20 protein-coding genes and 1 pseudogene are annotated in these 21,132 nt (G+C 69.0%); 17 read left to right on the forward strand and 4 right to left on the reverse strand.

Translation table 11 applies throughout. The annotated features are described in order from the left end of the window. Positions 1-88: 88 nt before the first annotated feature. Positions 89-988, reverse strand: a complete 900-nt coding sequence (locus tag DID96_RS14435; protein ID WP_124599978.1) for a LysR family transcriptional regulator — start codon at positions 986-988, stop codon at positions 89-91. Between the two features lie 159 nt (positions 989-1,147). Between DID96_RS14435 and DID96_RS14440 the strand changes: the two genes are divergently transcribed. The 4 genes and pseudogenes from DID96_RS14440 to DID96_RS38900 form a co-directional block, all read left to right on the forward strand. Next, positions 1,148-1,921 (forward strand): SDR family NAD(P)-dependent oxidoreductase, encoded by a 774-nt coding sequence (locus tag DID96_RS14440; RefSeq protein WP_124599979.1) that lies wholly within the window; start codon positions 1,148-1,150, stop codon positions 1,919-1,921. A gap of 284 nt (positions 1,922-2,205) precedes the next feature. Next, complete coding sequence (locus DID96_RS14445) at positions 2,206-3,666, forward strand: MFS transporter (RefSeq protein ID WP_124599980.1); 1,461 nt, start codon at positions 2,206-2,208, stop codon at positions 3,664-3,666. Positions 3,667-3,741: 75 nt separating this feature from the next. After that, positions 3,742-4,698: a 2-hydroxyacid dehydrogenase gene (locus DID96_RS14450; RefSeq protein ID WP_124599981.1), complete on the forward strand. Its 957-nt coding sequence runs from the start codon at positions 3,742-3,744 to the stop codon at positions 4,696-4,698. 11 nt (positions 4,699-4,709) lie between these two features. Then, positions 4,710-4,826 (forward strand): annotated as a pseudogene (locus DID96_RS38900) (L-idonate 5-dehydrogenase); the annotation flags it as partial. 26 nt (positions 4,827-4,852) lie between these two features. On the opposite strand, the gene DID96_RS14460 reads toward DID96_RS38900, so the two are convergent. Further along, positions 4,853-6,052 carry an MFS transporter gene (locus tag DID96_RS14460; protein ID WP_124599982.1) on the reverse strand — a complete coding sequence of 400 codons (1,200 nt, stop codon included), beginning with the start codon at positions 6,050-6,052 and terminating at the stop codon, positions 4,853-4,855. Positions 6,053-6,180: 128 nt separating this feature from the next. On the opposite strand from DID96_RS14460, the gene cynR reads away from it, so the two are divergent. Then, positions 6,181-7,119, forward strand: a complete 939-nt coding sequence (gene cynR / locus DID96_RS14465; RefSeq protein WP_124599983.1) for a transcriptional regulator CynR — start codon at positions 6,181-6,183, stop codon at positions 7,117-7,119. 62 nt (positions 7,120-7,181) lie between these two features. On the opposite strand, the gene DID96_RS14470 is transcribed toward cynR, so the two are convergent. Further along, positions 7,182-7,904 (reverse strand): FadR/GntR family transcriptional regulator, encoded by a 723-nt coding sequence (locus DID96_RS14470; RefSeq protein WP_124599984.1) that lies wholly within the window; start codon positions 7,902-7,904, stop codon positions 7,182-7,184. 235 nt (positions 7,905-8,139) lie between these two features. Between DID96_RS14470 and DID96_RS14475 the strand changes: the two genes are divergently transcribed. From DID96_RS14475 to DID96_RS14485, 3 genes are all read left to right on the forward strand, one after another. Continuing rightward, entirely contained in the window at positions 8,140-9,462 is a 1,323-nt protein-coding gene (locus tag DID96_RS14475; RefSeq protein ID WP_124599985.1) for a C4-dicarboxylate transporter DctA, read from the forward strand. Between the two features lie 75 nt (positions 9,463-9,537). Then, positions 9,538-10,545, forward strand: coding sequence for an allantoicase (alc, locus tag DID96_RS14480; protein WP_124599986.1), 1,008 nt, complete (start codon positions 9,538-9,540; stop codon positions 10,543-10,545). A 14-nt stretch (positions 10,546-10,559) separates the two neighbouring features. Further along, positions 10,560-11,084 (forward strand): ureidoglycolate lyase, encoded by a 525-nt coding sequence (locus DID96_RS14485; protein ID WP_124599987.1) that lies wholly within the window; start codon positions 10,560-10,562, stop codon positions 11,082-11,084. Between the two features lie 111 nt (positions 11,085-11,195). Here DID96_RS14485 and fur read toward each other — a convergent pair whose 3' ends face one another. Further along, the gene (gene fur / locus DID96_RS14490; protein WP_124599988.1) at positions 11,196-11,624 is read right to left on the reverse strand and encodes a ferric iron uptake transcriptional regulator; all 429 of its coding nucleotides are present in this window, start codon (positions 11,622-11,624) and stop codon (positions 11,196-11,198) included. A gap of 142 nt (positions 11,625-11,766) precedes the next feature. On the opposite strand from fur, the gene bamE reads away from it, so the two are divergent. The 9 genes from bamE (at position 11,767) to DID96_RS14535 (ending at position 21,083) form a co-directional block, all read left to right on the forward strand. Further along, positions 11,767-12,585 carry an outer membrane protein assembly factor BamE gene (gene bamE / locus DID96_RS14495; protein WP_124599989.1) on the forward strand — a complete coding sequence of 273 codons (819 nt, stop codon included), beginning with the start codon at positions 11,767-11,769 and terminating at the stop codon, positions 12,583-12,585. Between the two features lie 57 nt (positions 12,586-12,642). Beyond that, positions 12,643-13,440, forward strand: coding sequence for a 4-hydroxy-tetrahydrodipicolinate reductase (gene dapB / locus DID96_RS14500; RefSeq protein WP_124599990.1), 798 nt, complete (start codon positions 12,643-12,645; stop codon positions 13,438-13,440). 18 nt (positions 13,441-13,458) lie between these two features. Continuing rightward, positions 13,459-14,127: a MotA/TolQ/ExbB proton channel family protein gene (locus DID96_RS14505; RefSeq protein WP_124599991.1), complete on the forward strand. Its 669-nt coding sequence runs from the start codon at positions 13,459-13,461 to the stop codon at positions 14,125-14,127. 24 nt (positions 14,128-14,151) lie between these two features. Beyond that, entirely contained in the window at positions 14,152-14,613 is a 462-nt protein-coding gene (locus tag DID96_RS14510; RefSeq protein WP_124599992.1) for a biopolymer transporter ExbD, read from the forward strand. A gap of 331 nt (positions 14,614-14,944) precedes the next feature. Further along, a complete protein-coding gene (leuS, locus tag DID96_RS14515; RefSeq protein ID WP_124599993.1) occupies positions 14,945-17,539 on the forward strand; it encodes a leucine--tRNA ligase in 2,595 nt (864 codons plus the stop codon). A gap of 40 nt (positions 17,540-17,579) precedes the next feature. Continuing rightward, complete coding sequence (gene lptE / locus DID96_RS14520) at positions 17,580-18,131, forward strand: LPS assembly lipoprotein LptE (protein ID WP_124599994.1); 552 nt, start codon at positions 17,580-17,582, stop codon at positions 18,129-18,131. A 19-nt stretch (positions 18,132-18,150) separates the two neighbouring features. Next, positions 18,151-19,248, forward strand: a complete 1,098-nt coding sequence (gene holA / locus DID96_RS14525; RefSeq protein ID WP_124599995.1) for a DNA polymerase III subunit delta — start codon at positions 18,151-18,153, stop codon at positions 19,246-19,248. A gap of 123 nt (positions 19,249-19,371) precedes the next feature. Continuing rightward, a complete protein-coding gene (locus DID96_RS14530) occupies positions 19,372-20,643 on the forward strand; it encodes a glutamate-5-semialdehyde dehydrogenase (RefSeq protein WP_124599996.1) in 1,272 nt (423 codons plus the stop codon). Positions 20,644-20,660: 17 nt separating this feature from the next. Next, positions 20,661-21,083 carry a CopD family protein gene (locus tag DID96_RS14535; protein ID WP_124599997.1) on the forward strand — a complete coding sequence of 141 codons (423 nt, stop codon included), beginning with the start codon at positions 20,661-20,663 and terminating at the stop codon, positions 21,081-21,083. Positions 21,084-21,132: the final 49 nt, after the last annotated feature.

Raw genomic sequence — 21,132 nt, forward strand, 5'->3', positions numbered from 1 at the left:
GGTTCGGCTTCTGGCCGGCCGGGCTTTTGTTCATTCGGGCCGGCGGCGCATCGATACCCGGCGCGCGGCGGCCGTATTCACGTCGCCGTCAGCGATCCGCGTGCTGCGCATCCGCCGCGACCTGCTCGAGCGCGGCAACGAACGCGCGCTTCACCGGGCTGTCGAGGTCGGTCCACGCAAGGCCGATGCCGGTGCGGTGGCCAGCGAGATCGAGCGGCCGCGCGAGCACGTTCGGCGGCAGCGCGCTCGCCGCTTCCGCCGGGATCAGCCCGATCCCCATTCCCGCCGAGACGAGCGCAAGCATCGTCGTGAACTCGCCGAACTCCTGTGCGATCTCGAGCGTCGTGCCTGCGCGGCTCAGCGCGAGCAGCATGTCGTCGTGAAAGCCGGGCGCATAGCGGCGCGCGAGCACGAACGCCGGATGGCCGCGCAGGTCGGCCGGCGCGACCGCGTCGCGCGCAGCGAGCGGATGCTCGAGCGGCAGCGCGACGACGAACCCTTCCTCGAGCACCACGCGCGTGTCGATGCCCGCATACGTGGCCGGCAGGCGGACCATCCCGAAATCGATCCGGCGGTCGCGCAGCGCCGCGACCTGGTCGGGCGTCGGCATGTCCTTCAGCTCGAGCGTGATCAGCGGATAGCGCGCGCGCATCACGCGCAGCACCGCGGGCAGCAGCACCGGCAGCACCGACGACACGAACGCGATGCGCAGCGTGCCGATCTCGCCGCGGCTCGACAGCCGCGCAAGCTGCTCGGCGCGCGCGGCCTGCTGCAGCGTCGCCCGCGCTTCCGGCAGGAACACGCGCCCGGTGTCGCTCAGTTCGACCTTGTGCCGGTCGCGCTCGAACAGCCGCGCGCCGAGTTCTTCCTCGAGCGCCTTGATCTGCATGCTCAGTGCGGGCTGCACGATGAACAGGCGCTGCGCGGCGCGCCCGAAATGCAGCTCTTCCGCGAGGGTGACGAACGCGCGCAGTTGCTTGAGTTCCATGGAGGGCTGGCCGACAGGCGGCGAATTTCGGTGATCAGCTTCCATGATAACCACATCAAAAAAGACCATTGGCGCGGCTCCCCGTCGAGCGCCGAAGATACGTTCAACACAAGGCCGGCCGCAACGGGCGGCCGGTTCGACTGGTACGAGGAGACACTTATGACGAATGCGCTTGAACGGTTCCGCCTGGACGGCCGCCGCGCGCTGATCACCGGATCGGGACGCGGGATCGGGCTGGCGCTCGCCCGCGGCCTGGCGGAGGCGGGCGCGGCGATCGTCATCAACGATCGCAATGAGGACAAGGCGGCGTCGCTCACACGGCATTTCCGCGAGCAGGGCTTCGCGGCCGACTACGCGGTGTTCGACGTGACCGAGCACGGCCAGGTACGCGCGGCGATCGACGCGTTCGAGGCGCGCGTCGGCGCGATCGACATCCTCGTGAACAACGCCGGCATCCAGCGCCGCGCGCCGCTCGACGCGTTCGACCCGGACGACTGGCACGCGCTGATGCGCGTGAACCTCGACGGCGTGTTCAACGTCGCGCAGGCGGTCGCGCGCCACATGATCGCGCGCGGGCGCGGCAAGATCATCAATATCTGCTCGGTACAGAGCGAGCTCGCGCGGCCGTCGATCGCGCCGTATGCGGCCACCAAGGGTGCGGTGCGGATGCTGACGAAGGGCATGTGCGCGGACTGGGCGCGCCACGGTATCCAGGCCAACGGCCTCGCGCCCGGCTATTTCGAAACCGAGCTCAATCGTGCGCTGGTCGACGATCCCGCGTTTTCCGACTGGCTGTGCAAGCGCACGCCGGCCGGCCGCTGGGGGCGCGTCGACGAGCTGTGCGGCACGGCGATCTTCCTCGCGTCGGCGGCCGGCGATTTCGTGAACGGCCAGACGCTGTTCGTCGACGGCGGGCTGACAAGCGCCGTCTGACGGGCCGTCCGAGCGGCCCTCTGCATTTTCCGCCTGCGCGCACGGGCGCCGCGGGCAGGCGGCTGCAACACGCATCGATGTAACGCGCCCGAATCCCGGAACCCGCCGTACGAGCGGGCCGACGCCCCGGCCGCGTCCGCGCTGCCGGGATCTGCAATGGAGACGGCTTTGCACCGGACCTGGCCAGGCGCTGACGCGCCCGGTCGGGCCGACATCTGGTCGATCGCAAAGCATGGGGCCGGAGCCAGTGCCAAAGCACCGGCTCTGGCCGACAGGAGACAACGATGGCCCGCCCCTTCCCGCCGCTCGCCGAACGCGACGCACGTCCCGCAATCGCTTCCGGCACGCCTGCCGATACCGACGCGCGGCGCCGCGTCGACGCGAAACAGCTGAATCGCGCCGCGTGGACCTGCTCGCTCGGCAGCGCACTCGAGTACTACGACTTCGCGCTGTACACGCTCGCGGCCGCGCTGATCTTCGGGCCGCTGTTCTTCCCCGCGCAAACCGCCGAGATGCGCATGATCGCGAGCTTCGGCACGTATTTCGTCGGCTTTGCGGTGCGGCCGCTCGGCGGCGTCGTATTCGGCGTGCTCGGCGATCGCATCGGCCGCAAGTTCGTGCTGACGGCGACCGTGCTGCTGATGGGGATCGCGAGCACGCTGATCGGCGTGCTGCCGACGTTCGCGACGGCCGGCTACTGGGCGCCCGGGCTGCTCGTGCTGCTGCGCATCCTGCAGGGGCTCGGCGCCGGCGCGGAGCAGGCCGGCGCGGCGGTGCTGATGACCGAATACGCGCCGGCCGGCAGGCGCGGCTGGTACGCGTCGCTGCCGTTTCTCGGCATCCAGCTGGGCACCGTGCTCGCGGCCGCCGTGTATTTCGTGCTGCTTGCGAACATCGGCCGCGTGACCGACAACTGGGGCTGGCGCGTGCCGTTCCTGCTGAGCGCGGTGATCGTCGCCGTCGGCCTCTACATGCGCGTGCGGCTGCACGAGTCGCCGACTTTCGTGCGGCTCGAGAAGCGCGCACAGGTTGCGGCGAACCCGCTGACGAGCGTCGTCACGCATTCGAGGCGCTCGCTGCTGATCGGCATCGGGCTGCGGATGGCGGAGAACGGCGGCTCGTCGATCTACCAGGCGCTCGCGATCAGCTATCTGGCCGGCGTGATCGGCATGAAGGGGCCGATCGGCGCGCTCGCGCTGGTGTGCGCGGCGACTGTCGGCGCGGTGACGGTGCCGCTCGCGGGGCGCCTGAGCGACCGTTTCGGCCGGGTGCGCGTGTATCGCGCGTTCGCGTGGCTGCAGCTCGCGCTTGCGTTTCCGGTGTGGTGGATCTTCAGCCAGGGCAACGTGGTCGCGAGCGTGATCGCGATCTCGGTGGCGCAGGGCTTCGCGAACTGGGGAATGCTCGGCGCGCAGTCGGCGCTGCTGCCGGAGCTGTTCGGCGCCCGCCATCGTTACATGGGCGTGTCGTTTTCGCGTGAGGCGTCAGCCGTGCTCGCGGGCGGCATCGCGCCGCTCGTGGGTGCGACGATCATCGCGACGGTGATCGCGCTGCACGGCGGCGACCATGCGGCCGGCGTGCGCGCGTGGGTGCCGATCGCCGCGTATCTGTCCGTGCTGACGCTGATCACGCTGTTCACCACGTCGCGGATGCCGGAAACGCTGAACCGCGATCTGGACGATCCGCTCGATGCGGCCGATGCATCCGCCGCGTCCGCGGGCGACGCCGTCGCGCGGCACGCGTGAGCCGCGGGCCTCAGCCACGATCGCGATACCGGTCCCGTCACGTTCAACAATCTCACCTCGACAGGAGCAGCGCAAATGGCGCATGAATCGAACCCCCGGCCCGGCTTGCTGATGACCGGCCCTTACCAGCCGTGGGACACCGAATGGCTCGACGCCGGTTACGACGTTCACCGGCTGTGGGAGGCGCACGACCGCGCCGCGTATCTGGCCGGGCATGGCGCCGGCGTGCGCGCGATCGCGACGCGCGGCGATCTCGGCGCGGACGCCGCGCTGATCGCCGCGCTGCCGAAGCTCGAGATCATCGCGTGCTACGGCGTCGGTACCGATGCGATCGATCTCTCCGCCGCGCGCGAGCGTGGCATCCGCGTGACGAACACGCCCGACGTGCTGACGGGCGATGTCGCCGATCTCGGCGTCGGGCTCGCGCTCGCGCTGCTGCGCAGGATTCCCGGCGCCGACGCGTATGTGCGCTCGGGCGCGTGGCGCGACGGCGACATGCCGCTCGTCACGCGCCTGTACGGCAAGCGGGTCGGGATCGTCGGCTTCGGCCGCATCGGTTCGACGCTTGCGCGACGGCTGTCCGGCTTCGACGTCGAAATCGGCTACTTCGACACTGCATCGCGCGACGACACGCCGCATCGCTTCTTCGGCGATCTCGCCGAGCTGGCCGGCTGGTGCGACCTGCTGATCGTGACGCTCGCGGGCGGGCCGTCGACGCGCGATCTCGTCGATGCGCGCGTGCTCGATGCGCTCGGGCCGCGCGGCTATCTCGTGAACGTGTCGCGCGGCACGACCGTCGACGAGCCCGCGCTGATCGACGCGCTCGAGCGCCGGGCGATTGCGGGTGCCGCGCTCGACGTGTTCCGCAACGAGCCGCGCATCGACCCGCGCCTTCTCGCATTGCCGAACGTGCTGCTGCAGCCGCATCATGCGAGCGGCACCGTCGAGACGCGTCAGGCGATGGGCTGGCTCGTGCGTGACAACCTGCACGCGCACTTTGCCGGTGCGCCGCTGTTGACGCCGGTCGTCTGACGAAAATCATCATGCGTATGTGTTGCATGTGTGTCGTGATCCACGGGCCGAACGACCTGTGGATCGAAGAGCAGAACCCGGGCGAGATCGGCCCGGGCCAGGTGCGGGTGGACGTCGCGATGGGCGGCAACCGCCCGTTTCTTCGCACGCCAGATCATTGCGTCGCCTGCGGCGCGCCGACGCGCTGCGACGCGACCCACAGTGCAATGAGCAGCCCCGCGAGCACCGCGCCCGCGACACACACGCCGCGCCAGCCGTCGACGCCGAATGCGACGCTCGCCGCGAACGACCCGAGCGCGCCGCCGATGAAGTAGCTCGTCAGGTAGATCGTCGTCACGCGGCTGCGCGCGTCTCCGGCGAGCGCATAGATCACGCTCTGGTTCGAGATGTGCATCCCCTGCACGCCGACGTCGAGCAGCAGGATCCCGGCGGTCAGCGCGGCGAGCGAATGCGCGCCGGCCGCGATCAGCGCGAATGACGCGAGCACCGCGGCCGCGAACAGGCCGGTTGCCGCGTTGACGTGCCCGCGGTCGACGAGCCGTCCCGCGGACGTCGCGGCGAGCGCGCCCACTGCGCCAACCACGCCGAACAGGCCGATCTGGCCTTCCGTATAGCCATAGGGCGGCTGGCTCAGCAGGAACGTGAGGCCTGTCCACAGCAGGCTGAAGCACGCGAACACGAGCGCACCGTAGACGGAGCGCAGCGCGATCAGCGGCTGCACGCGCACGAGCGCGACGAGCGATTTCATCAGCGCCGCATAATCGACGCGCAGATCGCGGCGATCCTTCGGCAGCTTCATCGCGAGCACGCCGGTCAGCCCCAGCACCATCAGCGCGGCGATCCCGTACACCGCGCGCCAGCCGAGCCAGTCGGCGATCGCGCCCGCCGCGACGCGCGCAAGCAGGATGCCGAGCAGCAGGCCGCTCATCACGGTGCCGACCGCGCGGCCGCGCGAGCGCGCGTCGGCGAGCGATGCGGCGAACGGCACAAGGAGCTGCGTCGAGCAGGTCACGAAGCCGAGCGCGATGTTCGCGGCGATGAACGCGTCGAAGTTCGTGGTGCATGCGACCGCCACGAGTGCGACGACGTTCAGCACGAGCAGCCGCGCGATCAGCGTGTGGCGGTTGAGCGCGTCGCCGAGCGGCACGATCAGCAGCAGGCTCGCCGCATAGCCGAGCTGCGTGAGCGTGACGAGAAAGCCGAGCTCGGCCGGCGCGCGGCCGAAGCTGTGCGCGATCGCGGCGAGGAGCGGCTGCGCGTAGTAGATGTTGCCGATGACGATGCCGCACGCGCAGGCGAACAGCAGCGTCATGCCGCGTGTCAGGGTGGGGTGGGTGTCGTGGTGCGGGTTCATGGATCCGGAAAGCGTGGGGCGGACCGGCGGCTGCCGGCATCGAAGCGCGTATGATGCGGACAGCCGGCCATAGCGTCCAAGACTGGATTGCTATGATTTCCATTGGTAGAACCAATACCAGATCCGCGATGCTTCTCCGCCACATCCGCTATTTCCTGGCCGTCGCCGAGCAGCGCAATTTCACGCGCGCGGCCGAGGTGCTGCACGTGTCGCAGCCGACGCTGTCGCAGCAGATCCGCCAGCTCGAGGATCAGCTCGGCGTGCAGCTGTTCGACCGCTCGGGCCGCGCGGTGCGGCTCACCGAATTCGGCGAGGCCTATGCGCGGCACGCGCGCGCGGCGCTGCACGAGCTCGACGCGGGGCAGCGCGCAGTCCACGACGTCGCGGACCTGAGCATCGGTTCGCTGCGGCTCGCGATGACGCCGACCTTCACCGCGTACCTGATCGGCTCGCTCGTCGATGCGTTCAACACCGCGTATCCGAACGTCACGCTGACGATCGACGCGATGCCGCAGGAGCGGATCGAGGCGCTGCTCGCCGACGACCGGCTCGACGCCGGCTTCGCGTTCACGCCCGCGCGCCTGCCGGACATCGACGTGACGCCGCTGTGGAACGAGTCGCTCGCGCTCGTGACGGGCCGCACGCACCGTCTCGCGCGCCGCCGCCGCGCGCTGACGCCGGCCGAGCTCGGCGACGAGCCGCTGATCCTGCTGAGCCGCGCGTTCGCGACGCGCGCGAGCATCGACCAGTACTTCGTCGATCACGGCGCGCGGCCGCGCATCGCGATCGAGGTGAACGCGATCAACGCGATTCTCGAGCTCGTGCGGCGCGGCCGCCTCGCGACGGTGCTGCCCGACGCGATCGCGCGCGCGAGCGGCGATCTGTGCGCGCTGGAACTCGATCCGCCGCTGCCGATGCGCATGGCCGCGTTGCTGACGCGCAGGGGCGCGTACCGCAGCGTCGCCGCGCGCGCGTTCGTCGAGCGCACGCTCGAGCTGCGCGATGCGCAGGCGCGCGGGCGCGAGCCTGCCGCGGCCGGACGGCGCCGCAACAGGACGGAAGGATAGGGAGCTTGGCCGCCGGACAGGCAGCGTGTCGGCCGGTCGCCCGGCCGGGGGCGCTCAGGCGCTCACGCCCCCGGCGTCGGGAAGAACACGCCCGCGCGCTGCGCGGCGTTCGCGATGTGCGCCTCGATCGCCGCGCCGGCAGCGGCCGGGTCGCGCGCGATCAGCGCGTCGACGATCGCGCGATGCTCGTGCCACGTCGAAAGCAGCAGCTCGCGCCGGTAGAACGGCATCCGCTGGCTCTCCTTCATGATGTCGGCGCTGCTGCGCAGGATCGATTCGATCGCCGCGTTGCCGGCAAGATTGATGATCCGCATGTGGAATTCGAAGTCGAGCTGCGACGCGTCGTCGAGTTCGTTTTCGGTCAGCGTCACGTGCAGCTCGGCGAGGTTGTCCTCGAACCACGCGATGTCGTCGTCGGTGACGACGCGCGCGGCCATCCGCGCGGCGAAGCCCTCGAGCGCGTAGCGCATCTGGTAGGTGTCGGGCAGCGACGACTGCTCGGCGAACCGCCACGCATGGCCGGTCGTGGCCTGCGCGCTTTCGACATACACGCCCTTGCCGGCGCGGATGCGCAGCATCCCGAGCGCCTCGAGCGTCGACAGCGCCTCGCGCAGCGACGCGCGGCTGATCTCCAGCTCCTCGGAGAGCTGGCGCTGTGCCGGCAGCAGGCTGCCGACCGGATACACGCCTGCCTCGATCCGGTCGCGGATCGTCGCGATGGCGGCGTCGGTCACGGTGTGCGGAACGTTTTTCATGATGCGAATGATGGCCGGTCTGACCGGCATTGTAATCCGCACACGCGCGGTGCATCGCCGGCCTACGGGAAAGTCACGATCCGCACCGCGTTCCGGCCCCGCCGGACAGGCCGCCAAGTGGTTGAAAGGGGGCGGAAGGGGGCGGGAAATCCCTATTTTGTTCTTCCTTGACTGGACTATATCGGCTTCCTACTATCGTCCATAACATCACTGGTCTTACCAGTATGAACAGACGAAACTGCAACCGTTGGTTCAGGAGAGCGCCGTGTCGAAATTCCTTAATTCGCTGTTTGGCCGAGTAGTCGTCGCATTGATCCTCGGGGTCGCGCTAGGCGCGTTCTTCCCGCATTTCGCCGAGTCGCTGAGGCCGCTCGGCGACGGTTTTCTGAAGCTCATCAAGATGGTCATCGGCCCGATCGTGTTCTGCGTCGTGGTCAGCGGGATGGCCAATGCGGGCGACCTGAAGAAGGTCGGCCGGGTCGGCCTGAAGGCCGTCGTCTACTTCGAGGTGATGACCACGCTCGCGCTCGGCATCGGCCTCGTGCTCGCGTGGCTGACGCGCCCGGGCGTCGGGATGAACATCGACCTGCACTCGCTCGACGCGGCGTCGCTCTCGTCGTACGCGAAGAACGCCGAGAGCCTGAAGGACACGGCCGGCTACCTGATGAAGATCATCCCCGACACCGCGATCGACGCATTCGCGAAGGGCGACATCCTGCAGATCCTCGTGTTCGCGGTGCTGTTCGGCTCGGCGCTGTCGCTGCTCGGCGACAAGGCGCAGCGCGTCAATTCGCTGATCGAGGAGCTGTCGCACGTGTTCTTCCGCGTGATCGGCTTCATCATCAAGCTCGCGCCGCTCGGCGTGCTCGGCGCGGTCGCGTTCACGACCGGCAAATACGGCGTCGCGTCGCTGAAGCAGCTCGGCTACCTCGTCGCGGTGTTCTACCTGAGCTGCTTCGTGTTCGTCACCGTGGTGCTCGGCATCGTGATGCGGCTCGCCGGCTTCTCGGTGTTCAAGCTGATCCGCTACCTGCGCGAGGAGCTGTCGATCGTGCTCGGCACGGCGTCGTCGGACGCGGTGCTGCCGCAGGTGATGCGCAAGCTCGAATACATGGGCGTCAAGGATTCGACGGTCGGCCTCGTGATCCCGACCGGTTACTCGTTCAACCTCGATGGCTTCTCGATCTACCTGACGCTCGCGGTGCTGTTCATCGCGCAGGCGACCAACACGCCGCTGTCGACGCATGACCTGATCGTCGTGCTGCTCGTGTCGCTCGTCACGTCGAAGGGCGCGCACGGGATTCCGGGTTCGGCGATCGTGATCCTCGCGGCGACGCTGTCGGCGATTCCCGCGATTCCCGTCCTCGGCCTCGTGCTGATCCTGCCGGTCGACTGGTTCGTCGGCATCGCCCGTGCGCTGACCAACCTGATCGGCAACTGCGTCGCGACGGTCGTCGTCGCGGTGTGGGAGAACGACATCGACCGGGCCCGTGCGAAGCGCGTGCTGAATCGCGAACTGCGCTACGTGCCGGCCGAAGAGGAGGGCGCCGCGGCGTCGCTCGCCGGCGACGGCGCGCACGCGGTCTGAGTCCGCGGCTCGATCCGCATCCCCATCATGCCGCCGGGCGCCTCGACGCGCCCGGCGCAGAACACAGGAGACGACATGGCAGCCCCCATCCTCGACCCGAACGCGCCGGCCTTCACGCGGCGCTACATGAACCTCGCCGATCCGCGCGTTGGTGCAAAGGCGCTCCACGCGAGCGACGAGTTCTTCGCGCCGAAGGAGCGCATGCTGAACCCCGAGCCGGCCGTGTTCATTCCCGGCAAGTACGACGATCACGGCAAGTGGATGGACGGCTGGGAGACGCGCCGCAAGCGCACGACCGGCCACGATTTCTGCGTGGTGCGGCTCGCGCGGCCGGGCGTGATCCACGGCGTCGACCTCGACACGAGCCACTTCACCGGCAACTTCCCGCCGGCCGCGTCGATCGACGCGTGCGTCGCCGACGGCGACACGCCGCCGGACGACGTCGAATGGCGCACGATCGTCCCCGCGACGACACTGCAGGGCAACAGCCACCACTACGTCGACGTGACCGATCCGCAGCCGTACACGCACCTGCGCGTGAACCTGTATCCGGACGGTGGGCTCGCGCGGCTGCGCGTATACGGCCAGCCGCAGCGCGACTGGCGCCAGGTGCCGCAGGGCGAGCTGGTCGACCTGGCCGCGATCGAGAACGGCGGCTATCTGGTGGCCGCGAACAATCAGCACTTCGGCGCGGCGTCGCAGATGCTGATGCCGGGGCGCGGCGTGAACATGGGCGACGGCTGGGAAACCCGCCGCCGCCGCGAGCCCGGCAACGACTGGGCGATCGTCGCGCTCGCGCGGCCGGGCGTGATCCGGCGCGTCGAGGTCGACACCGCGTTCTTCAAGGGCAATTTCCCGGACCGCTGTTCGCTGCAGGCCGCGCATGTCACGGGCGGCACCGACGATTCGCTGGTCACGCAGGCGATGTTCTGGCCCGAACTGCTCGGTGAGCAGAAGCTGTCGATGGACCACGTCCACACGTTCGACGCGCTCGCGGCGCTCGGTCCGGTCACGCACGTGCGTTTCAACATCTTCCCGGACGGCGGCGTGTCGCGCCTGCGTCTGTGGGGCGAACCGGCCTGACGGCGGAGGCGAACATGACCCGGCTTCAGACCCTGCGCGTCGAGCGCCTGACCCGTGAAGCGTTCGCGCCGTTCGGCGACGTGATCGCGCTCGAAGGCGCGCGGCATTTTCCGATCAACGGCGGCACGACCGAGCGGTTCCACGATCTCGCGACGATCGACGTGTGCGCGGACGGCGGGCGCCCGCTCGTCAGCGTGTTCCGCGCGCAGCCGCGCGCGCTGCCGGTCGCGATCACGCTGATGGAGCGCCATCCGCACGGCAGCCAGGCGTTCGTGCCGCTCGCGGCCGTGTCGCGCTACGCGATCGTCGTCGCGCCGGCGGGCGAGTTCCGGCCTGACGCGATGCGCGCGTTCCTGGCCGTTGGATGGCAGGGCGTGAACTATGCGAAGGGCGTCTGGCACCATCCGCTGCTCGCGCTCGACGCGCTCAGCGATTTCGTCGTCGTCGATCGCGGCGGCCCGCAGCCGAACTGCGACGAGATTCCGCTCGACGGCGCGTGGCAGCTCGATCTCGAGGCGGCCTGCACGAGCGCGGCCTGACGGGCCTCCGGCGACGCGCGCCCGGCACACCCGCGCCGGTATGCCCCAAAAGAAGACGGCCCGGTCGGCGAGATGCCGGCCGGGCCGTTTTGCATGCGCGTTGCGCGCGGATCAGTGCTTGCGGTGCGGGCAGTTTTCGGTCGTGCAGTTGCCGTACAACGCGAGCGAGTGTTCCTGGAGCTTGAAGCCGCGTTCCTTTGCGATCGACTGCTGACGGCTTTCGATCTCAGCGTCGAAGAATTCCTCGACCCGGCCGCAGTCGAGGCAGACGAGGTGGTCGTGGTGCGTCCCTTCGTTCAGCTCGAACACGGCTTTGCCGGATTCGAAGTTGCTGCGGGTCAGCAGCCCGGCCTGCTCGAATTGCGTCAGCACGCGATAGACGGTCGCCAGCCCGATGTCGAGCTGTTCGTTGAGCAGGTTGCGATAGACGTCTTCGGCCGTCAGGTGGCGGACGGGACTCTGCTGGAAGATCTCGAGAATCTTGAGGCGCGGTAGGGTGGCCTTTAGCCCGATATTCTTGAGATCCGTCGGATTGGTCATGGCTAGGCATCCCTAGAGTACAATGCAGGGCTTCAATGTTACCGGCTTTTGGCCGTTCCAGAAACACGCGCGGCCTGCGACGCGGGCCGGCACGGTGAAGGAAATGATTCCAGAATCTCTTTTGCACTTTCAGAGGAGCCGCATGCGGAGTGCCATCATCGCTGCCGTCGCCGTTGCCGCGCTGGCTGGTTGTTCGTCGTACGACAGCGTGACGCAGCGCATCGCGCAGAGCATCACGCCCTACCGGATCACGGTCGTGCAAGGTAACTTCGTGTCGCAGGAGAAAGCGTCGCAGCTGCAGGCCGGCATGACGCGCGACCAGGTTCGCGCGCTGATCGGCACGCCGCTGCTGACGGACATGTTCCACGCCGATCGCTGGGATTACCTCTTCTACTTCAAGCGCGGCTCGACGTCCGTCGTCCAGCAGCGCGATCTCGTGCTGACGTTCTCGGGCGACCGCCTCGTGAGCTGGACGGGGGCCGACAACCTGCCGTCCGAGCTCGACCTGCTGGCCGACATCGACGGCGACAAGCGCGGCCGGAAGGCGAAGAAGGCGGCCGAAGCCGCGGCTGCAGCCGCCGCGAGCGGCGCGAGCGCCGTGCAGGCGACGAGCGAGCCGGCTGCGACAGCGGCCGTGGTGCCGGAAGCAGCAAGCGCCGGCGCCACCGTCGACCAGGACGCGAACGCGCAAGCCGCGCGCGCGGCGAACCGCGCGACCGGCCAGGTGGCCGGCCAGGGCGGCACCGCGCGCCGCTTCTCGCCGTCCGCGCAGGCAGCCGCCGGCGGCGCGCCGGTGCCGGGCGGGCAGCCGCCGGGCGCGAATCCGGCCATTCAGCCGCAGTTCCAGTTCCATCGCCCGCCGCAGCCGAACGTGTCGACCGAGGCGGCGCCGCCCGTCGGCCCGCAGGGCTCGGACACGCTGCAGAACCAGCCGCTCACCGCGCCGGGCCAGTCCCAGTAAGCGCGTGGAAACGGGGCGGCATGCGCCGCCCCCTGTCAACCTGTCGTACATAAAGCCATGAAGATTGCGATTGCCGGTGCGTCGGGCCGTATGGGCCGGATGCTGATCGAAGCCGTTCTCAACGATTCCGACGCGCAGCTCGTCGGCGCGCTCGACCGCGCCGGCTCGCCGTACCTCGGCCAGGACGCAGGCGCGTTCCTCGGCAAGGAAACCGGCGTCAAGCTGACCGACGATCTCGACGCCGTGTTCGCGCAGGCCGACTACCTGATCGATTTCACGCGTCCGGAAGGCACGATCGCGCACGTCGAGGCCGCGCTGCGCCACGACGTGAAGCTCGTGATCGGCACGACCGGCTTCACCGAAGAGCAAAAGGCCACGCTGCGCGCGGCCGCGGAGAAGATCGGCATCGTGTTCTCGGCGAACATGAGCGTCGGCGTGAACGTCACGCTGAAGCTGCTCGAATTCGCCGCGAAACATTTCTCGCACGGCTACGACATCGAGATCATCGAAGCCCATCACCGCCACAAGGTCGATGCGCCGTCGGGCACCGCGCTGATGATGGGCGAAGCCGTCGCCGGCGCGCTCGGGCGATCGCTCGACGACTGCGCGGTGTATGGCCGCCACGGCGTGACGGGCGAGCGCGATCCGTCGACGATCGGCTTCTCCGCGATCCGCGGCGGCGACATCGTCGGCGACCACACCGTGCTGTTCGCCGGGATCGGCGAGCGGATCGAGATCACGCACAAGTCGTCGAGCCGCGTGTCGTACGCGCAGGGTGCGTTGCGCGCGGTGCGCTTCCTGTCCGCGCACGGCGCCGGCCTGTTCGAGATGCAGGACGTGCTCGGCCTGCGCTGACGCGCGCCGGAAACTCCGATGGCGATTCCCACCGGCGTTGTCCACTACCTCGAAAGCGGCGATGCCGTCACGCACGCCGTCGCCTATGTGCTGCTGGCGATGTCCGTCGCCAGCTGGTGTTTCCTCGTCGTGAAGGCCTGGCTGCTGGTCCGCGCGAAGTGGCAGGGGCCCGGCGCGGTTGCCGCGTTCTGGCGCGCGCCGACGCTCGACGCGGGCATTGCGGCGCTCGCCGGCGCCGACCGCGAGCGCGTGTTCGTGCCGCTCGCCGAAGCCGCGCGCGATGCGGCCCGCGATCACGATCCCGCCGCGCTGGCCGCGCGCGTCGAGCGCAGCGAACGCGTGCTGCGCGCGCTGCGCCACGCGATGCTGCATTCGCAGCGGCGGCTCGAGTTCGGCCAGGTGCTGCTCGCGTCGATCGGCAGTACCGCGCCGTTCGTCGGGCTGCTCGGCACCGTCTGGGGTATCTATCACGCGCTCGGCAGCATCGCCGCGAGCGGGCAGGCGCAGATCGAAAGCGTCGCAGGCCCGGTCGGCGAGGCGCTGATCATGACCGCGTTCGGGCTCGTGGTCGCGATTCCCGCCGTGCTCGCGTACAACATCCTCGGGCGCCTCGTGCGCCAGCTCGCCGAGGAGCTCGACGGCTTCGCGCGCGACCTGCACGTGTTCGTGTGCGCGAGCGACGCCTGACGCGCGCCTTCCGGAGGGACGACCATGGCATTCGGCGGACTCGAGCACCACAAGACGTCCGCGCCGATGGCGGAGATCAACATGACTCCGCTGATCGACGTGATGCTCGTGCTGCTCGTCATCTTCATCGTGACCGCGCCGCTGATGACGCACGCGATCCGGCTCGACCTGCCGAAGGTCGCGGCCGGCGCCGCGCGCGACACGCCGCAGAGCATCACGCTGTCGATCGACGATGCGGGCAAGCTCTACTGGGACGACACGCCGGTCGCGCTCGACGCGCTGCCCGCGCGCTTCCGGGCTGCCGCCGGCGGCAGCCCGCCGCCCGAGCTGCGCCTGCGCGCGTCGCGCGCGACCCGCTACGACGTGATCGCGCAGGTGATGGGCGCCGCGCAGGCCGCGGGCCTCACGCGGATCGGTTTCGTGACCGAGCTGCCGGCGCCGCAAGGCGGCCCCGCGGCGCCTTCCGCCGCGCCCGTGCGGCACTGAGCTTCTGCGCTCGCGCAGCACTGAGCGCAGCGGCGCGCGTTCGCGCCGGTCGCGGGAATACGGGAACGCGGCGGGAATGCGGCGGGAACGCGGGCGCCGGCCGGCGACACCGGCCGTGCGGGCCGGCGCGGACGGTATAATCGACGTTTTTCCCGGTCGGCAGATGTCTTTCCGGCAGCCCGGCACGTTGCGGGGGCGCCCGGAATGCATCCGGAAGCCCCGGGCAGGCCTGGCAGCAGCGAGCCTGTCCTCCGCCGGGCCAGCACGATTTTCGATCCACTCCCGCGCGAGCCGTCGCGGCGCGCCGCTTAAAGCCTAGTCCGAACACACCATGCACGAGAGATACGTACCCGCCGACGTCGAAGCCGCCGCCCAGCGTGACTGGCGCGCAGCCGATGCTTACAAGACGAAGGAAGACTCGCAGAAGCCGAAGTTCTACTGCGTGTCGATGCTGCCTTACCCGTCCGGCAAGCTGCACATGGGTCACGTGCGCAACTACACGATCAACGACGTGATGTACCGCTATCTGCGGATGAACGGCTACAACACGCTGATGCCGATGGGCTGGGATGCGTTCGGGATGCCGGCCGAGAACGCCGCGATGGCGAACGGCGTGCCGCCCGCGAAGTGGACCTACGACAACATCGACTACATGAAGGGCCAGATGCAGTCGATGGGGCTCGCGATCGACTGGTCGCGCGAGATCGCGACCTGCAAGCCCGATTACTACAAGTGGAACCAGTGGCTGTTCCTGAAGATGCTCGAGAAGGGCATCGCGTACAAGAAGACGGGCACGGTGAACTGGGATCCGGTCGACCAGACCGTGCTCGCGAACGAGCAGGTGATCGACGGCCGCGGCTGGCGCTCGGGCGCGCTCGTCGAGAAGCGCGAGATCCCGATGTACTACCTGCGCATCACGCAGTACGCGGATGAACTGCTGAACGACCTCGACGGCCTCGGCTGGCCCGAGCGCGTGAAGATCATGCAGCAGAACTGGATCGGCAAGAGCTTCGGCGTGAACTTCGGCTTCCCGTATGAGCTCGACGGCGAGCAGAAGCTGCTGCGCGTATTCACGACGCGCGCCGACACGATCATGGGCGTGACGTTCTGCGCGATCGCGGCCGAGCACCCGCTCGCGACGCATCTTGCGCAGGACAAGCCCGAGCTGCAGGCGTTCATCGACGAGTGCAAGCGCGGCGGCGTCGCCGAAGTCGACATGGCGACGATGGAGAAGAAGGGCGTACCGACCGGCTTCATGGTCACGCATCCGCTGACGCAGCAGCCGGTCGAGGTGTGGATCGGCAACTACGTGCTGATGAGCTACGGCGAAGGCGCGGTGATGGGCGTGCCGGCGCACGACGAGCGCGATTTCGCGTTCGCGAAGAAGTACGACCTGCCGATCAGGCAGGTGATCGCGGCCGAAGGCCAGCAATGGTCGACCGACGCGTGGCAGGAATGGTACGGCGACAAGGATGTCGCGGCGTGCGTGAACAGCGGCAAGTACGACGGCCTGAAGTACGGCGACGCGGTCGACGCGATCGCGGCCGACCTGAAGGCCGGCGGCTTCGGCGACAAGCAGGTCACGTGGCGCCTGCGCGACTGGGGCGTGTCGCGCCAGCGCTACTGGGGCACGCCGATCCCGATCATCCACTGCCCGTCGTGCGGCGACGTGCCGGTGCCGGAGCAGGACCTGCCGGTCGTGCTGCCGGAAGACCTCGTGCCGGACGGCTCGGGCAACCCGCTCGCGAAGTCGGAAGCGTTCCTGAACTGCACGTGCCCGAAGTGCGGCGCGGCCGCGAAGCGCGAAACCGACACGATGGATACCTTCGTCGATTCGTCGTGGTACTTCTCGCGCTACACGGCGCCGGACGCCGCCACGATGGTCGACGCGCGCACCGACTACTGGATGCCGATGGACCAGTACATCGGCGGCATCGAGCACGCGATCCTGCACCTGCTGTACTCGCGCTTCTGGACCAAGGTGATGCGCGACCTCGGCCTCGTGAAGTTCGGCGAGCCGGCGAAGAACCTGCTCACGCAGGGGATGGTGCTGAACGAGACGTTCTACCGCGAGGATGCATCGGGCAAGAAGACCTGGTACAACCCGGCCGACGTGACCGTCGCGTTCGACGACAAGGGCCGCCCGGTCGGCGCGACGCTGAACGCCGACGGCCAGCCGGTCGTGCTCGGCGGCATCGAGAAGATGTCGAAGTCGAAGAACAACGGCGTCGATCCGCAGGTGCTGATCGACCAGTACGGCGCGGACACCGCGCGCCTGTTCACGATGTTCGCCGCGCCGCCCGAGCAGCAGCTCGAGTGGTCGGGCGCGGGCGTCGAGGGCGCGAGCCGCTTCCTGCGCCGCGTATGGAGCTTCGGCGCCGCGAACCGCGCTGCGCTCGCGGAGCGCGCGGCGTTCGACGCGGCCACGCTCGGCGATGCCGACAAGGCACTGCGCCGCGAGATCTACAGCGTGCTGAAGCAGGCCGATTTCGACTACCAGCGCCTGCAGTACAACACGGTCGTATCGGCCGCGATGAAGATGCTGAACGCGATCGACGGCGCGAAGGGCGCAACGCCCGCGGTGCTGCGCGAGACGTACGGCGTGCTGCTGCGCGTGCTGTACCCGGTCGTGCCTCACGTCACGTTCGAGCTGTGGAAGGCGCTCGGCTACGCGGACGAGTTCGGCCCGCTGCTCGACGCGCCGTGGCCGAAGGTCGACGAGGCCGCGCTCGAGCAGGCCGAGATCGAACTCGTGCTGCAGATCAACGGCAAGGTGCGTGGCGCGCTGAAGGTCGCGAAGGACGCGAGCCGCGAGGCGATCGAAGCCGCGGCGCAGGCCGACGAGATGTTCGCGAAGTTTGGCGAAGGCAAGCCGGCGAAGAAGATCGTCGTCGTGCCGGGCCGCCTCGTGAACATCGTCGTCTGACGGCCGAAGGGCCGTCCGGACGCAAATTGAAGGAGCGAAGGTGATCCGCAGATCGTTTTTGATGCTCGTCGGCAGCGCGCTCGCGCTGTCGGCATGCGGTTTCCAGTTGCGGGGCCAGCAGGACTACGCGTTCAAGCACCTGCTGGTCGTCGGCGCGCAGCCAGCGGTTGCGGCGCGTTTCACGCGGCTCGTCGAGGCCGGCAGCGACACGAAGATCGTCAAGGTGCCGGACCAGGCGGACGCGGTGCTGAGCATGTCCGAGTCGCGCGGCCAGAGCACGCTGACGCTCAACCGGTACGGCTCGGCCCAGGAGTACGCGCTCAACTATTCGCTGAGCTACACGCTGACGGGCAAGGACGGCACCGTGCTGATCCCGCCGAGCGTGATCGCGCTGAACCGCGCGATGACGTACAGCGACCAGTACACGAACGCGAAGTCGCAGGAGGCCGATATCCTCTACGGCGACATGCAGAACGACGCGGTCGACCAGCTGATGCGGCGTCTTGCGATCGTCCACTCGCTGAATCCGGCGCCGGAGGACGTGGTGCCGGGCGTTGCGCCGCGCGCGCCGTTGCCGCCGCCGCCACTGTAAAACGTGGACGCACGAACCGATGCAACTGCGACTTGACGCGCTGGAGCCGCACCTCGCGAAGGGGTTGACCGGGCTCTACACCGTATTCGGCGACGAGCCGCTGCTCGCGCAGGAGGCGTGCGACCGGATCCGCGCCGCCGCGCGTGCGGCCGGCTTCACCGAGCGGTCGGTGCATACGGTCGAGCGCGGCTTCGACTGGAGCGTGCTGCTTGGCGCGACCCAGGCGATGTCGCTGTTCGGCGAACGCCAGCTGATCGAGCTGCGGATCCCGTCGGGCAAGCCGGGCAAGGAAGGCGCCGACGCGCTGAAGGCGCTCGCTGCCGCGAACAATCCGGACGCGCTGGTGCTCGTCACGCTGCCGCGCCTCGACGCGGCGACGCAGAAGTCCGCGTGGTTCACCGCGCTGCTGAATGGCGGCGTCGCGCTGAAGATCGATCCGGTCGACCGCGCGCAGCTGCCGAACTGGATCGGCCAGCGTCTCGCGATGCAGGGCCAGCGGGTCGCGGCCGGCGACGATGGCCGGCGCGCGCTGCAGTTCATCGCCGAGCGCGTCGAGGGCAACCTGCTTGCCGCGCACCAGGAAATCCAGAAGCTCGGCCTGCTGTATCCGCAGGGCGCGCTGTCGTTCGAGCAGGTGCACGACGCGGTGCTGAACGTCGCGCGCTACGATGTCTTCAAGCTGAACGAAGCGATGCTCGCCGGCGACGCCGCGCGGCTCGCGCGGATGATCGACGGCCTGAAGGGCGAGGGCGAGGCGATCGTGCTCGTGATGTGGGCGGTCGTCGAGGAGTTGCGCACGCTGCTGCGGATCAAGCGCGGCGTGGCGGCCGGCAAGCCGCTTGCGACGCTGATGCGCGAGAACCGCGTATGGGGGCCACGCGAGCGGCTGATCGGCCCCGCGCTCAATCGCGTGACCGAAGCCGTGCTCGAGAAGGCGCTGTCGTTCGCCGCGCGGCTCGACCGGCAGGTCAAGGGGCTGTCCGCCGTGACGCCCGGCCGGCGCCCGCAGGACGAGCCGCCGCCCGATCCGTGGGATGGCCTGTTCCAGCTCGCGATGACGGTCGCCGGCACGCATGGCGAGCGACCGCCGACCGCGGGTCGCGGCGTGCGGCGCTAGGCCGCGGGCCTCAGCGCGCCGTCCGCAACCCGCATACAATTGCTTCGACAGCCGGCGCGGCTGCGCCGCGCGCTTCCCGATGATTTCATGCCGCATTGAGCGGCTCGCTTTTCGAGTCACACGATGGATATCGATCAGTACATGACGGACCTGGGCCGCCGCGCGCGGCACGCTTCCCGCGCGATGGCGCGCGCCAGCACGGCAGCGAAGAACGCGGCGCTCGATGCGGTGGCCCGCGCGATCGAGCGCGACGCGCAGGCGCTGAAGGACGCGAACGCACGCGACGTCGCGCGCGCCCGTGAAAAAGGGATGGATGCGGCATTCGTCGACCGCCTGACGCTGTCCGACAAGGCGCTGAAGACGATGGTCGAAGGCCTGCGCCAGGTCGCGTCGCTCGCCGATCCGATCGGCGAGATCGGCAATCTGAAGTTCCGCCCGAGCGGGATCCAGGTCGGCCAGATGCGCGTGCCGCTCGGCGTGATCGGCATCATCTACGAGTCGCGCCCGAACGTGACGATCGACGCGGCCGCGCTGTGCCTGAAGTCCGGCAATGCGACGATCCTGCGCGGCGGCTCCGAGGCACTCGAATCCAATGCCGCGCTCGCGAAGCTGATCGGCGAGGGGCTCGCCGCGGCGGGCCTGCCGCAGGACGCGGTGCAGGTCGTCGCCACCGCCGACCGCGCGGCGGTCGGCAAGCTGATCACGATGACCGAATACGTCGACGTGATCGTGCCGCGCGGCGGCAAGAGCCTGATCGAGCGCCTGATCAACGAGGCGCGCGTGCCGATGATCAAGCACCTCGATGGCATCTGCCACGTGTACGTCGACGATCGCGCGGACCTGAACAAGGCGCTCACCGTCTGCGACAACGCGAAGACGCACCGCTACGGCACCTGCAACACGATGGAGACGCTGCTCGTTGCGAGCGGCGCCGCGCAGGCCGTGCTGCCGCCGCTCGGCCGCCTGTATCGCGAGAAGAACGTCGAGCTGCGCGTCGATGCCGCCGCGCGTGCGGTGCTCGCCGATGCCGGCGTCGGCCCGCTCGTCGACGCGACCGAGGAAGACTGGCATACCGAATATCTCGCGCCGGTGCTCGCGATCAAGGTCGTCGACGGTCTCGACGCCGCGATCGAGCACATCAACCATTACGGCTCGCACCACACGGACGCGATCGTCACCGAGGATCACGACCGCGCGATGCGCTTCCTGCGCGAAGTCGATTCGGCGAGCGTGATGGTCAACGCATCGACGCGCTTCGCCGACGGCTTCGAATTCGGCCTCGGCGCGGAGATCGGCATCTCGAATGACAAGCTGCATGCGCGCGGGCCGGTCGGCCTCGAAGGGCTGACGTCGCTGAAGTACGTCGTGCTCGGGCACGGCGAAGGCCGTCAGTAACGCGAGGCGCGCAACCGATGGCAATGCTCTGGGTCAAGACGTTCCATATCGTACTGATCGCATCGTGGTTCGCGGGGCTGTTCTACCTGCCGCGCATCTACGTGAACCTCGCGATGGAAACCGATCCGGCCGCGGTGCGGCGCCTGCTCGTGATGGCGCGCAAGCTGTTCCGCTTCATGACGTTCATCGCGGTGCCGGCGCTCGCGTGCGGGCTGTGGCTGTGGCTCGCGATCGGCATCGGCCAGGGGCAGGGCTGGGTGCATGCGAAGGTCGCCGTCGTGCTGCTGCTGATCGTCTATCACGCTTACTGCGGCTACCTGCTGAAGGTGTTCGAGCGCGGCGAGAACCGCCGTTCCGACAAGTGGTATCGCGTGTTCAACGAGCTGCCGGTGCTCGGGATGCTCGTGGCGGTCGCGCTCGTCGTGATCAAGCCGTTCTGATCCGGCGGCCGGCGGCCGGCGATCCGGGGCCGGCGATCCGGCGGCCAGC

The sequence above is a fragment of the Burkholderia sp. Bp8963 genome (assembly GCF_003854275.1).
In the GTDB taxonomy this organism is placed as follows: domain Bacteria; phylum Pseudomonadota; class Gammaproteobacteria; order Burkholderiales; family Burkholderiaceae; genus Burkholderia.